Origin of the sequence: Psychrobacter sp. ASPA161_6 (assembly GCF_051970285.1) — a bacterium.
In the GTDB taxonomy this organism is placed as follows: Bacteria; Pseudomonadota; Gammaproteobacteria; order Pseudomonadales; family Moraxellaceae; genus Psychrobacter; species Psychrobacter glaciei.
The window spans coordinates 101,481-115,546 of sequence record NZ_JBEFNJ010000002.1 but is presented as its reverse complement, the minus strand read 5'-3'; the positions used below and the strand labels follow the sequence as shown (position 1 = coordinate 115,546).

The following is a 14,066-nucleotide window of genomic DNA, read 5'->3' as shown; positions in this document are numbered from 1 at the left end:
CAATACAAAAGCAATAAAATAGGAATAATATAATGTCTAATAATAAAACCTTTAAAGCCTTGGTCGTCGAAGAAACCAGCGATGGCAAATTCGATAAAAGCATCCAAACCCGTAACGTCAGCGATTTACCTGAGAACGATCTGTTGATCGAAGTGCATTATTCTTCGTTGAACTTTAAAGATGCGATGTCAGCATCAGGTAATAAGAGAATCACTAAAAACTATCCGCACACTCCTGGTATCGATGCGGCAGGCGTCGTGGTCAGTGATAAGTCTGGCACTTTTGAAGAGGGGCAAGAAGTCGTGGTCTTTGGCTATGATCTCGGCATGAATACCGATGGTGGCTTGGGGCAAATGATTTCTATCCCTGCCGATTGGGCGCTTCCCTGCCCGTCGTCGCTGACATTAAAAGAAGCGATGATTTACGGTACGGGTGGTCTAACCGCAGCGTTAAGTGTGCAAAAGTTAGAAAAAATGGGCGCAAAACCAAGCGATGGCCCAGTCGCTGTCACAGGCGCAACGGGCGGCGTGGGCAGCATCAGTATCGCGATATTAAAGCAGCTCGGCTACGAGGTGATTGCGTTCTCAGGTAAGCCAGAGCAAAGCGAGCATTTAAAAACATTGGGCGCGAGCGAAGTGCGTCATCGCGATACCATCAATGAAATCGGTAACAAACCTATTGGTCGTGAGCTATGGGCAAATGCCATTGATACCATAGGCGGCGATTACTTAGCAAACTTGCTCAAGCAAACCAAGGCGGGCGGCGCGGTAACCAGTTGTGGTTTGGCGGGCGGCGCTGAGTTTTCGATGTCTGTGATACCTTTTATCACCCGTGCGGTGTCATTATTGGGTATCGATTCGGTATATATTCCACTGGCTGACAAAGAAGCCATTTGGCAGCGTGTCGCGACTGATATGAAACTACTTAATTTAGAGAGCTATGGCGAAGAGATTACGCTTGAACAAACACCTGAATACTTAGATCGCTTTATGGCGAGCAAGACGGTTGGGCGTTATGTAGTGAATGTGAAGGGTTAGGTTTTTAAGAGCTAGTTTTATACATAAAAGGCAGCATCTGTTTTGAGGTGCTGCTTTTTTTATTTTTTAAAAGATTATTGTTTGATATCGAATACAATGTTTTTAACGTCAAATTCGTTACAGTTAATTCTTGGCGTCTCTAATCCTTCAATATTATAGAAATTGGACATTAGCTTTATTGCACTAGCAAAATTATCTTGAGTCGGCTCTAGTATTTCAGAGTAAATAGATAGTTTGTCTAATTTAAGGGTGGTACTCAATGTTCTAACCACTGAGTCTTGAACATTCGAATGCAAATATTGAATATTATAATCAATGGTGATTGCTATATAACCGTTGTCTATCTTTCCAAAAGTCAGCTTTGACACAGATACAGGATGATGTGTCCATAATATATAAACTGAAGCATCGATATAATTTTTCTCAGGATAAATTCGAAAATCAAAAGCTCTATTTTCGAGTTCCTTTAGATCATTGATATTAAAGCTTATGAAGTCTAGAATCAAAGAAGTATCAGTAACTTCATTTTCGATCTCGAACGTTTCTAGCTCAACTTCTATACTATAAAATAGTGTCATAGGAATGTTGACATGGTCATTCTCAAATATTAAACCATCTATTTTTCCACCTTTTGGTACGATTAGCTCATAGTTGAATGGTACGTTTTCGTCTGTCATTAGATAGTCCTTTATCTAGTAATAGTCAGTATGACCCATGTCTAAGTAATATATTAAAATTCGATAGTATTTTGATTAAGTCATATAGTTGCTAATAGAGTTTTACATTAAAAACTCATAAGTGTTCTTGATATTGCGCTACTAATACCAACTTGGTGAAAGCAATTCTCTTACAATAGCGGATAATATAAGTATCATTATAGTAAACCCAATAGCCTTGCCTAAAGATGTGCCTCCCTCTTTTGTTAGAATTATTTTAGCTTTTTCAGTGTTAGTAGACTGAGCTAGAGCCTTTTTCACTTGTTGTATACTGAAGTATAAATATAAATGATTAGATACAAAAGGTGCGAGAAGTCCACCAACTAAATAAGATGAGACTTTTAGATTGTTATAGGAATCCATTCCAAATATATGCATTGAAATCACATCTAAAATACTGACGAAAAATAGATAGGCTGCACTGTAAAAGTACATTTTTCGATAGCTAAACCATGTCCATTCGAATATTAAACTAGCTAAGTTGAAACCTCTTAGTGATACTTTCATATTTCTAAGATCAAGGCTGGGTTCATTACCGCTAAACCACTTATTACGGTAATAAATGTCGTATTTATCACCAACGAACGTAGCAAGCATTTCATCAGCCTGATTTATGCGTGTCGGCTTCTCATTCTTATTAGTATCTACTGTAGTCTTATTCAACTTCTCCAAAGAAGGTACGCGTTCTATAGTCATCTCTGCCCTAACTAAGTTGTCAAATTCGAAAATTAATTATAGTATTTTATTCTCATAAAATTTTAATTATTAAACATAATAATGAAGATTGAGGTTACTTGTGAAAATTATTTAGCATAAAAAACACCCAACTAAGTTGAGTGTTTTTCATTTACGACAAGCTGTATATCAATTCAAAAAATTTGAGTAGCGAGGAAAACGAGTGATAGCACTACATCAAGTAGGCTGAACGAGTTTGACGACGCTAATCAGATTTTTAGTTTGCTTTTATTAAGTGTTATTCCCACTCAATCGTCGCAGGTGGCTTGCTCGACACATCATAAGTGACGCGTGATACTTCCGCGATTTCATTCATGATACGATTCGATACCGTCTCGATCAAATCATATGGCAGATGTGCAAAGCGCGCAGTCATAAAGTCTACCGTTTCAACCGCACGTAACGCGATTACCCACGCATAGCGGCGGCCATCACCTACTACGCCAACTGACTTGATTGGTTGGAATACCGCAAATGCTTGTGCAGTCTTATCGTACCAGCCTGATTTTTCTAGCTCAGCCATAAATATCGCATCAGCTTGACGCAAGATATCCGCATATTCTTTGGTCACTTCGCCAAGGATACGCACGCCCAAACCTGGACCTGGGAACGGATGGCGATAAACCATTTTGGCTGGCAGACCCAAAGTAATACCCAGTTTACGGACTTCATCTTTGAACAAATCACGTAATGGCTCAATCAGCTTAAATGCCAAGTCATCGGGCAGACCGCCAACGTTATGATGGCTCTTAATCACATGGGCTTTGCCTTGATGCGACTTGGCAGATTCGATAACGTCAGGATAAATCGTACCCTGCGCCAAGAACTCAACGACTTTACCATCGCTCTGCTCGCTCACTTGACGCGCGCTCTCAGCGAATACGTCGATGAACGTTTTACCAATGATTTTGCGTTTCTTCTCTGGATCAGACTCGCCTGCTAGGGCATTTAAGAATAAATCTTCTGCATCAACACGAATCACTTTAACGCCCATGTTTTCTGCAAAGATTTGCATGACTTGGTCACCTTCGTTCAGACGCAGCAAGCCGTTGTCTACAAATACACAGGTAAGCTGATCGCCGATCGCTTTATGCAATAACGCTGCGACCACTGAGCTATCGACACCGCCTGATAGACCTAGCAATACTTGCTTGTCACCGATTTGCTCTTTTAACTGGGCGATACGCATATCAGCGATATTGTCTGGCGTCCAATCGCCTGAACAGTCGCAGATTTGATGCACGAAACGACCAAGCAGCGCTTGACCTTGCAAGGTATGCGTCACTTCTGGATGAAACTGTAGACCGTAATATTGCTTGTCGTCATTGGCCATAATCGCAATCGGACAGCTTGGCGTACTGGCGACGATATCGAAGCCTTCAGGGACTTCAATCACTTTATCGCCATGACTCATCCAGACATTGAGCGTGCCAGCCGCATCTTCAATACCATCGATCAAGGTAGAAGTGCCATTGATGTTGATCGTCGCTGCACCAAACTCATGGATATCACTGGCATGAACCTGCCCGCCAAAACGATCTGCCATCGCTTGCATGCCGTAGCAAATACCCAATACTGGTACGCCCAAGTCAAACACCGCATCATTGATACGCGGGCTATTCTCTGCGTGTACGCTCTCAGGGCCGCCTGACAAGATAACGCCTTTGGCACCAAAATCAGTAATTCGCTGAGTGTCGATATCAAAGGGTAGCATCTCACAAAACACCCCAGAATCGCGCACACGGCGGGCGATAAGCTGGCTGTACTGCGAGCCAAAATCGAGGATAAGAATGCGATCTTGCTTGATAGTCGGTATTGCAGAAGTGGCAGCGGCAGTGGTCATAAATCGATGTCCATCAATAAATAAATTGGTGGCCTATTTTAACAAGTTTACGCCCTCTATTGGCTATTAGATGCGTAATTGTTCGCGATTATTGATGGTTATCGATAATTATTAGTGAATATTGATAATTATTCGCCAAAGACGATAATTTTTTATTATACAAATGACGAGTACCTATAAAATTTTTGTTTATATTGTGATATGCTCAAATGATAAGCAATTTGGCTTTAATGCGATAGATTTAGTATCGTTAGCTCACGCTCATTACCAGACATTGGGCCGTCGCTAAATTGCGCCTAATTATTAACAGCAGATCTCAATCCAAACCTAAATAAAAGTGATAGTCGGTTCAAGATAATTTGGATACAAGGAAGACGAGTGAAGTGTCTACAGGATAGTAGACTGAGCGCGCCTGACCTCGCATCCGATTTATATAGGATTTGACTATATAATAAATCGAAAGGCTAACTCTCTATGAGCAAAATCAAATCTCTTATCCGTAAAAGTCCTGAATCTGACCAGTCTGCACCTATCGCCGTAAATTCTGATAATAAAAATATCGATAACATCAGTGTAGATAGCGTCTCAAAAGATAATACCTCCTTAAATACCCCCATCGAGCAAACGCGCTGGAATGGTTGGGGCAATGTCAGTATCAATAAAAAAGTCTCGCCACATGGCGCAAAATTGATCAAATCACACATCGGCAAAACCAATAAGCTAAAATCTGTGAGCTTGCAACAAGTGCTCAAAACTGTGCCCAAATCGCGCTTACCTACCGCCCTTACCGATCTTGATACGGTATCTATCGATAGTGAAGTTAGACTCAGACATGCGCGTGGGCAAAGCTTCCCCGATTGGATCGCTATGCACGGTGGCGACTTTGAAGTCTTCCCTGATGGTGTCGCTTTCCCTGAATCGACTGATGATGTCGAAACCTTATTAAAGCTTGCCAGCGAGCACGACCTTATCGTCATTCCGTTTGGTGGCGGTACTTCAGTCGTCGGTCATATCAATCCGCAAAAGGGCTCGCGTGCCGTATTGACCATCGCCATGAGCAAGATGGATCAGCTGATTGACTTAGATACCGAGAGTCAAATCGCAACCTTTGGTGCGGGTACGCAAGGGCCTGCGGTTGAGGCACAATTGGACGAGCACGGTTACCGTCTAGGACATTATCCGCAGTCTTGGGAGCTGTCAACCCTTGGCGGTTGGATCGCCGCGCGCTCCAGTGGTCAGCAGTCGTTGGGCTACGGGCGCATCGAGCAAATGTTTGCGGGCGGTACGCTAGTTACCCCACAAGGTGTGCTAAATATCGCTGATATTCCGGCGTCATCGGCAGGGCCTGATTTGCGTGAGATGATGATGGGCACCGAAGGTCGTGCTGGCATCTTTACGACAGTCAAAATGCGCGTACAGTCACAACCAGAAGAAGAGCTATTCAAAGTTGCTTTTTTACCCAATTGGGCAGCAGGTAAAGCCGTATTAAAACAAGCGGTGCAAAGTAATATCCGTCTGTCTATGCTACGTCTAAGTAATGCGGTTGAGACTGACGCTCACTTACATCTGGGCACTACGCCTAGTCAATTTTTAGCGATCAGCACTTATCTAAAAGCGCGCGGACTCAGCTCAGATAAAGTCATGCTGACTTATGGCGTCTCAGGTGACAAAGCACAGAATAAATTGGCACTTACCCAGTTTAAAAAACTACTAAAGCAGCACGGCAGTGTCACGGGTAAGCTGACCGATATCATGGGCAATATCTGGGCACACGGGCGTTTTAAGTTTCCTTATTTGCGTGGTACGTTGTGGGAAAAAGGCATCATGGTCGATACCTTTGAGACCGCGACCAACTGGATTAATATCGATGAGCAAATGGCGCAGATGCAGGATGCGGTGAAAACTTCATTAGCAGATGAAGGCGAAGAAGTGATGGCCTTTACTCATATCTCGCACGTTTATAAGCAAGGTGCCAGTCTTTATACCACTTACTTCTTTAGAGCGGCAAAAGATCACGCTGCTACCTTAAAACGCTGGCAAAAAATCAAACATGCCGCCAGTGTTAGTTTGGCTAATGGTACAGCCACGATATCGCATCAGCATGGCGTTGGTCGTGATCACGCCCCTTATCTTGGCGCTGAAAAAGGCGCGCTTGGCCTACAAGTCACCAGTGATATGATTAAAAGCTTAGATCCTGAACAACGTATGAATCCGGGCGTTTTACTTGAAAAGTGATTGCTTAAAAAGAGGAACGATAAGTGCTATAGCAATATTTTTTACGCAGCCTCTATCTGGCGAAGCGCACAGCATGCAAGAAAAAACTATTGCTGTCGCACACCGTAATCATGACGCTTTTTTGTTTAAAACTGCCTATGTCATATCAATGGATAACTAAGATGAATCATCTATGAACCAAACCACACAACGTGAGCAAGCCCTAGCGCCCCTATCTCGATCACAGATTTGGGATATGCTCATTATTGGCGGCGGTATTACTGGTGCTGGGATTGCCCGCGAAGCAGCGCGGCGCGGCTTGGCGGTATTACTTATCGAGCAAAAAGACTTTGCTTGGGGCACGTCCAGCCGCTCTAGTAAAATGGTACATGGTGGGCTGCGCTACATCGCATCAGGCGACTATAAGACCACTTTGCTTAGCGTGCGTGAACGTGAGCGCATGCTGAGTGAGGCTGGCGGCTTGGTCAACGAGATGCATTTCGTTATGCCGCATTATAAAGGCAAGTTTCCACCGCCATGGATATTTAATACTTTGCTTCGTGTCTACGATAAGCTGGCAGGTAAGCGCTATTTTACCTACTTTAAAAAGGACGCTTTTTTGCGTCTGAATCCTCATATCAAGCAAAATAATTTTTTGGGTGCCAGTCAGTTTAGTGATGCCGTTACCGATGACTCGCGACTCGTGATGCGCGTGCTAGACGAGGCGATACATGACGGTGCGCAGGCGATTAACTACTTAAAAGCTGAGTCGTTACTCACTAATGAGCAGGGATTGGTGGTAGGGGCAGCGCTCAAAGATACCGCTGATTCAGATTCTATAACTGCTAACAACGCTCAAACTTATAACGTTCATGCCAAAGTTGTCGTCAGTGCGACGGGCGCTTGGGCAGATACGCTACGGATGCAAGCCAGCCAACAAACCGAGCAAACCTTTAATAAGCAAATTCGTCCGTCTCGCGGCAGTCATTTGGTGGTTAGCCAAGAGCGTTTACCGCTTACGCAGGCCTATACCTTTTTGCATCCTATCGATAAAAGAGCAGTTTTTGTCTTCCCTTGGGAGAACCGCACCGTCCTTGGTACCACCGATTTGGATCATCCACCGTTAGGCGATGAAGAGGTCGGCATCACCAGCGAAGAGGTGGACTATCTGTTGACTGCGACCAATGATCTCTTTGATGACGTCAACCTAAACCGAGAGGATGTGATCAGCACTTGGGCAGGCGTGCGTCCGCTGATTTCTGAGGGTGGCGATGGTAAGCGCGTCAGTCCGAGCAAAGAGAAGCGCGACCATAGCGTATGGCTAGATAACAACCTAGTGACTGTCAGCGGTGGTAAGCTGACTACCTTTCGCCTGATTGCCCTCGATGTCCTTAAAAAGTGTCAAGAAGTGCTCGCCCTTGATGAATCAGTTATTCAAAACAACAACCTAGATAACGACCAAGTCTTTAGCAATCAAATTCCAACCAATCCTAAGTTTGCGACTTTACCAAAACCTTTACAACAGCGCTTACAAGGGTTTTATGGCCGGCAACTTGACAGCTTGCTTGAACTTGCCCATGACGATGATTTGGCTTACGTCACCGATAGCAATACCATTTGGGCGGAGATTCGATTTGCCGCGCATTATGAGCAAGTGATTCATTTAGATGACTTACTATTGCGGCGCACGCGCTTAGGTTTGATACTACCGCACGGCGCGATGACGCCATTGATTAGCGCCAGACTGAAGCCAATCTGCCAAGAGGAGCTGGGCTGGGATGAGCAAAGGTGGCAGCAAGAAATTGAGCGCTATCAAAACTTATGGCAACGCTATTATCATCTGCCTGCGGCTTAATTTTTTTAAAGTTACGTTGATATTCAAGGTCAGTGCTACTGGGATATATTTTGCGCAGCCTCTGGAGTTTTGAGGTCGCACATCAAGCAAGGAAAATGTATTTCAGTAGCACGTTTTGACGTTTATGATTATCACCACATAGTTAAGGACAACTATGACCACTCTTGATGACCCGATTTATTTCTTAGCTATCGATAACGGCACCCAAAGCGTCAGAGCGCTTATCTTTGATCAATTCGGCACTGAGATCGCCAAAGCCCGTGTGCCTATCGAGCCATATTTCTCTAATCAGCCCAACTATGCCGAGCAGCATGCCGACTATTATTGGCAAAAGCTCAGCGAGGCATGTCAGCAGTTATGGCAAAGCTGCGATGTCACCCCAGCACAAATCGCCGGTGTCAGTCTCGCGACCCAGCGCTATACGATGATATGTTTGGATAAGGATAAACAGCCGCTGCGCCCTGCTATCGTATGGATGGATTTGCGCCGCGCTGAGACCAATGATATTGGTTTCCTAAGTCCACTGACCAAAATCATCGGCATGGGCGAGCTAGTCTCCGAGGCGCAGCAAAAAGCGCGCTGTAATTGGCTCGCGCAAAACGAGCCTGAAATCTGGGCGAAGACTGCGCACTATGTCAATCTCTCCGCCTACCTCACCTATCAGCTCACAGGCGAACTCGCTGATTCGACAGGCCATTCGGTTGGCTACCTGCCTTACAACTTTAAAGCACAAAAGTGGCTAAAACCCACAGATCTCAAATGGCGCTTATTCAGCTGTACCCCTGATCAAATGCCCAAAATTATCTCGCCCGGTCAAAAGCTCGGTCAAATCAGCACGGCAGCCGCCGAGGCCACAGGCATCCTTGAGGGCACACCGATGATTGCTGCCGCCAGCGATAAAGCCTGCGAAGCTCTGGGGGCAGCGGGTCTAGCTACCGACACGGCCTGCTTAAGCTTTGGTACCACTGCCACTATTAACACCATCTCTACCGATTACGTCGAAGTCCTCAAGCACATGCCCGCCTACACCGCCGCTGCGCCAAACTATTACAATCATGAGTATATGATCTATCGTGGCTTTTGGATGGTCAGCTGGTTTAAAGAGCAGTTTGCTCACTACGAGGAGCAGCTGGCGCAGACTCAGGGTATCGATACCGAAAAGCTCCTCGATCAAGCGGTCAAAGACATTCCGGCAGGGTCTATGGGTCTGATGATGCAGCCATATTGGTCGCCCGGTGTTCGTCATCCGGGGCTTGAGGGCAAAGGCGCGCTCATTGGCTTCGGCGATGTGCACACGCGGGCGCACGTTTACCGCGCTATCTTAGAAGGGTTGGCCTACGAGCTTAAGCTTGGTTTTGATACCATTGAGAAGCGCACGGGCAAGCCCATCAAACACTTGCGCGTCTCTGGCGGCGGCTCCCAAAGTGACTCAGCCATGCAGCTCACAGCAGATATTTTTGGTATGCCCGCCTACCGACCGCATACTTATGAAGCCTCAGGCTTAGGCGCTGCCATCAACTGTGCGGTGGGTCTTGGCGTTTATCCTGACCATTTAACCGCGACACAAGCGATGACCCATTTGGGCGATGAATTCTTACCCATTGATGCTAATGTCCAGCTGTACAAGCGCTTGTATAATGAAGTCTATCTAAAGATGTACGAGCGCTTACAGCCCTTGTATCATAGCATTCAAGACATCACCGGCTACCCTGCCAAATAAGATAAAACGTCTGCGCCAGCCTAACCTTAATCTTGATTAGGAGTGATGGCTTGCGTTGCTGTTTACTTGTCATCACTATTTAAGGCTGTATAAATACGGTTCAAGCCTTCTATCAATACCGCTTGAGGACAGGCCACGTTAATACGCATTTTAAGATGTCCCTCATTACCATATTTGACACCAGAATTTAGCTCAACTTTAGCGTCTCTAAGCGTTTCATAAAGCACTTGATCCTCTTGACCATACGCCGAGCAATCTAGCCAGATTAAATACGAGGCTTCTGGGCGCATAACCTTAATCTTAGGTAGATGCCCTTCTAAAAAGTGAATCGTTAATTCGATATTGGACTCGATATAACCAAGCGCCTGCTCAAGCCACTCACCGCCCTGTTCATAAGCACTACGCATAGCCGCATAAGCAAATAAATTCAGCTCATACTCGTCATTTAATTGCTGCCGTTGGCTGATTTTTTTGATTAATGACTCATCTTTAGCAAATATCAGCGAGCCTTTGATACCAGCGATATTAAAAGTTTTGGTCATAGAAGTAAGGCTTACTACCTTGTGCTCATAACCTTTTGCTAGCGTCAAAAAAGGCGTGAATTTGTGACCTTGTAAGGTTAAATCTTGATGAATCTCATCGCTGACAATCGCTACATTGTGCCTTTTGCAAACTGCAAGCAGTGCTTCTAGCTCATCAATCGACCATACTCGTCCACCCGGATTGTGCGGATTACACAGTAAATAAAGCTTGACGTCATGCTCGATTATCTTGGCTTCGATATCAGCCAAATCCAAGCGATATTTGCCCTCAATCTCTTTTAATGCAGAGGTCACCAGCTTGCGACCGTTTTGCTCCACCTTAGTCATAAAGGGTGTATAAATGGGATCATTGACCAGTACCGCATCCCCTACTTCAGTAAATACGCTCATCATCAGTGCGAGGCTTGGCACGACACCGGGTGAGAACAAAATATGCTTCTCATCCAACCACAAATCATAGCGACTGCCATGCCAGTCAATAATCGATTTATACAAAGCCGCAGTGGGTTTGGTATAGCCCAATATGCCATGCTGCGCAATTTTCTCAATCGCGTCTAATATCGGCTGGGCAGCCTTAAAGTCCATATCCGCCACCCATAGTGGAATCGTGTCATCGGTATAGTGCCATTTGACTGACCCCGTATCACGCCTATCAATTATCTCATCAAAGTTATATAGCACTGACATTCTCCTAACAGATGGTGGTCACTTATTATAGTCTAGATAATAGCGTTGTCTTTACTGTTTGAATGATTAGGACACGCCCTAGCAGTATTAGCCTCTTTCAACCGTAATTATCTATTCATCGGCTTAAACGACCTTTGAGTAAATAATGCTAACAATAATTAAATTTTCATCAAATATTAATGTTACATTTATATTGCGAATTCTGAATAGTATTTAGGCCGTGTTATCAATTAGTACATGGATACATTTAGTGGTCTTAAAATGGTTAAATTTTGCCAAACATCGTCAGAAACCTTGTCAATATGTTCATATTTACGGCAATTTCTTTCTTGTTTGGCTGCAATTTTCCTCAGTTTAAGCCTCACAATCTAAATGATGACACGCCCTAGTCGTTTACGTCAGAGTACGCTGATATGACGAGCGTTAACATAGACATTGACCTCTACCAACCAATTAGCCCCGAGGGCTTTTAAAAAAGGATATAGCATTATGAAAACGGATTTTCTACCATGCTCAGCACTAAAAATTAGTGCGCTTACCCTAGCCATTGCCGCTGCTTCTTTGAGTACTTCCGCTGTGATGGCAGCTGAATGTCAATTAGGCAGTGGAGACACAGGAGGCGCAACCAGCTTTGGGACAGATGCCCTAGCTTGTGGCCCGAACACCAGCGCCTTTGCCGACAACGCCACCGCAGTGGGTCAAAATGCGTTTGCGTCGGATGAAAACGCTGTGGCGATCGGTAACACCGCCTTTGCCTCTTTTGAAAATGCTACCGCTATTGGTGCGAACTCACAAGCTGACGGTATCGATGCTGTAGCACTTGGCGGTGGTGTATCTGAAAATGGCTCGCGCGCAGGTGCGCAGGCGTTAGGCAATTCGACGACTGCCATTGGTGGCGAAAGCTTAGCGAATACCCCAGGCGCAACCGCTTTGGGTTGGCAGGCAGAAGCTTCTGGGGCTATGGCTACCGCAGTCGGTCATCAAACGACCGCATCAGGCGACCAAAGTTTTGCTGGTGCTGAAGATGCCGTGGCTTCAGGTACTAATGCGGTTGCGATAGGCAACACTGCCGTGGCTTCAGGCGATGACGGCGTGGCGATCGGCGGTGACAGAAGTGGTTTACGTCAGACGACTGCTTCGGGTACTTCTTCTACTGCTGTCGGTGCGCAGGCGCAAGCCACTCAAACGGGTACTACTGCGGTAGGTTGGCAATCAACCGCTAGTGCCGAACGCGCGCAAGCATTCGGTCATTTAGCCAATGCCAGCGGCGTACTCTCTACTGCTGTCGGTGAGGCAGCCGCTGCTCAAGGCGAAGCGTCGGTAGCGCTGGGTAATAAATCCGTGGCAGGTGGCACCAACGATACCGTCGCCATCGGTAACGCGGCAAACGCAGGTATGAACTCAGCCACTGCAGTTGGCGGTCAAGCCAATGCTGCAGGATTAGGCTCTACCTCTATCGGTTGGCAGTCAAAAGCCACTGCCGAACGCGCGCAAGCATTCGGTCACTTAGCCAATGCCAGCGGCGTACGCTCTACTGCTGTCGGTGAAGCAGCTACCGCAGCTGGTGCTAATGATACTGTCGCCATCGGTAACGCGGCAAACGCAGGCATGAACTCAGCCACTGCAGTCGGTGGTCAAGCCAATGCAGCAGGATTAGGTTCTACCTCTATCGGTTGGCAGTCAAAAGCCACTGCCGAACGTGCGCAAGCATTCGGTCATTTAGCTTCTGCGACTGGCCTGCGTTCAACTGCGGTTGGTGAAGCGGCCAGCGCTGAGTCAGACAACGCCATCGCTATCGGTAACAACTCAGTCGCTTCGGGTCTTGATGGCGTTGCCATTGGCGGGGACAGAAGTGGTGTTCGTCAGACGACTGCTTCTGGCACTTCTTCAACCGCCGTCGGTGCGCAAGCTCAAGCCACTCAAGCAGGGTCTACCGCAGTAGGTTGGCAATCAACTGCAAGCGCCGAACGCGCGCAAGCCTTTGGGCACTTAGCATCAGCAACAGGAGTACGCTCTACGGCAGTAGGCGAAGCGGCAGCAGCGCAAGGTGATTCTTCTGTAGCAGTGGGTAATAAATCTAGTGCTAGCGGCGCAAATGCTATTGCTATCGGTAACGGTGCAACAGCGGCAAGCGATGACCAAATCGTCTTAGGTAATGCCGGTCAATTACAAGCCAGTACGGGATCACAGTCAGGCGCAACCAACATAGTCACTACCGATGCCAATGGCACGTTAGGCGCTAGCGTCTCTGTCAACTCTTTGGCTACCGCAAACCAGCTAGCCAACACAGATGCTCAAGTCGCCAACTTAGGCACAGCCTCAGTTAGCAATGCGAGACAAATTAACGATTTGCGCAACGAGTACAACCGTCAAGAAGATCGCTTAGATGAAGCGGAAGACGGCATCGCGATGGCGCTAGCGCTCGAGACACCAGTCATTCCTTCAGGCAAACGCTACGCCATGACCATTGGCACAGGCTATTATAATAGTGGCTCAGCACTGAGCACCTCATTTGCTGGACGCGTGAATGACAGCATGACGATCTCAGCGGGTGCAGGATTTGGTCTTGATACTGGAAAAGTCGGGGCACGTGGCGGAGTAACCTTCGCTTGGTAAATGGCGCAAAAGTATCGACTCAATCAATCGCTATTTAACTCAATAAAACCTCGCGATTGCGGGGTTTTTTGCAGTATATTTATTTTACTTATTGCCGCACC

Annotated in this window: 9 protein-coding genes; 5 read left to right on the top strand and 4 right to left on the bottom strand. The window is 46.2% G+C overall.

The window, feature by feature from the left end:
* Positions 1-32: 32 nt before the first annotated feature.
* Positions 33-1,037 carry an oxidoreductase gene (locus ACTQ9T_RS06550; protein ID WP_440464532.1) on the top strand — a complete coding sequence of 335 codons (1,005 nt, stop codon included), beginning with the start codon at positions 33-35 and terminating at the stop codon, positions 1,035-1,037.
* A 74-nt stretch (positions 1,038-1,111) separates the two neighbouring features.
* Here ACTQ9T_RS06550 and ACTQ9T_RS06545 read toward each other — a convergent pair whose 3' ends face one another.
* From ACTQ9T_RS06545 to guaA, 3 genes are all read right to left on the bottom strand, one after another.
* Positions 1,112-1,714: a hypothetical protein gene (locus ACTQ9T_RS06545; RefSeq protein ID WP_440464531.1), complete on the bottom strand. Its 603-nt coding sequence runs from the start codon at positions 1,712-1,714 to the stop codon at positions 1,112-1,114.
* Between the two features lie 141 nt (positions 1,715-1,855).
* Positions 1,856-2,449 (bottom strand): hypothetical protein, encoded by a 594-nt coding sequence (locus tag ACTQ9T_RS06540; protein WP_440464530.1) that lies wholly within the window; start codon positions 2,447-2,449, stop codon positions 1,856-1,858.
* 277 nt (positions 2,450-2,726) lie between these two features.
* Complete coding sequence (guaA, locus tag ACTQ9T_RS06535; protein WP_440464529.1) at positions 2,727-4,331, bottom strand: glutamine-hydrolyzing GMP synthase; 1,605 nt, start codon at positions 4,329-4,331, stop codon at positions 2,727-2,729.
* Between the two features lie 474 nt (positions 4,332-4,805).
* Here guaA and ACTQ9T_RS06530 point away from each other — a divergent pair, with 474 nt between their 5' ends.
* From ACTQ9T_RS06530 to ACTQ9T_RS06520, 3 genes are all read left to right on the top strand, one after another.
* Positions 4,806-6,566 (top strand): FAD-binding oxidoreductase, encoded by a 1,761-nt coding sequence (locus ACTQ9T_RS06530; RefSeq protein WP_440464528.1) that lies wholly within the window; start codon positions 4,806-4,808, stop codon positions 6,564-6,566.
* Between the two features lie 172 nt (positions 6,567-6,738).
* Entirely contained in the window at positions 6,739-8,400 is a 1,662-nt protein-coding gene (locus ACTQ9T_RS06525; protein WP_440464527.1) for a glycerol-3-phosphate dehydrogenase/oxidase, read from the top strand.
* A 154-nt stretch (positions 8,401-8,554) separates the two neighbouring features.
* Positions 8,555-10,120: an FGGY-family carbohydrate kinase gene (locus ACTQ9T_RS06520; RefSeq protein WP_440464526.1), complete on the top strand. Its 1,566-nt coding sequence runs from the start codon at positions 8,555-8,557 to the stop codon at positions 10,118-10,120.
* Positions 10,121-10,182: 62 nt separating this feature from the next.
* Here ACTQ9T_RS06520 and ACTQ9T_RS06515 read toward each other — a convergent pair whose 3' ends face one another.
* Positions 10,183-11,349, bottom strand: coding sequence for a MalY/PatB family protein (locus ACTQ9T_RS06515; protein ID WP_440464525.1), 1,167 nt, complete (start codon positions 11,347-11,349; stop codon positions 10,183-10,185).
* Positions 11,350-11,838: 489 nt separating this feature from the next.
* On the opposite strand from ACTQ9T_RS06515, the gene ACTQ9T_RS06510 reads away from it, so the two are divergent.
* Positions 11,839-13,965 carry a hypothetical protein gene (locus ACTQ9T_RS06510; protein WP_440464524.1) on the top strand — a complete coding sequence of 709 codons (2,127 nt, stop codon included), beginning with the start codon at positions 11,839-11,841 and terminating at the stop codon, positions 13,963-13,965.
* Positions 13,966-14,066 lie beyond the last annotated feature (101 nt).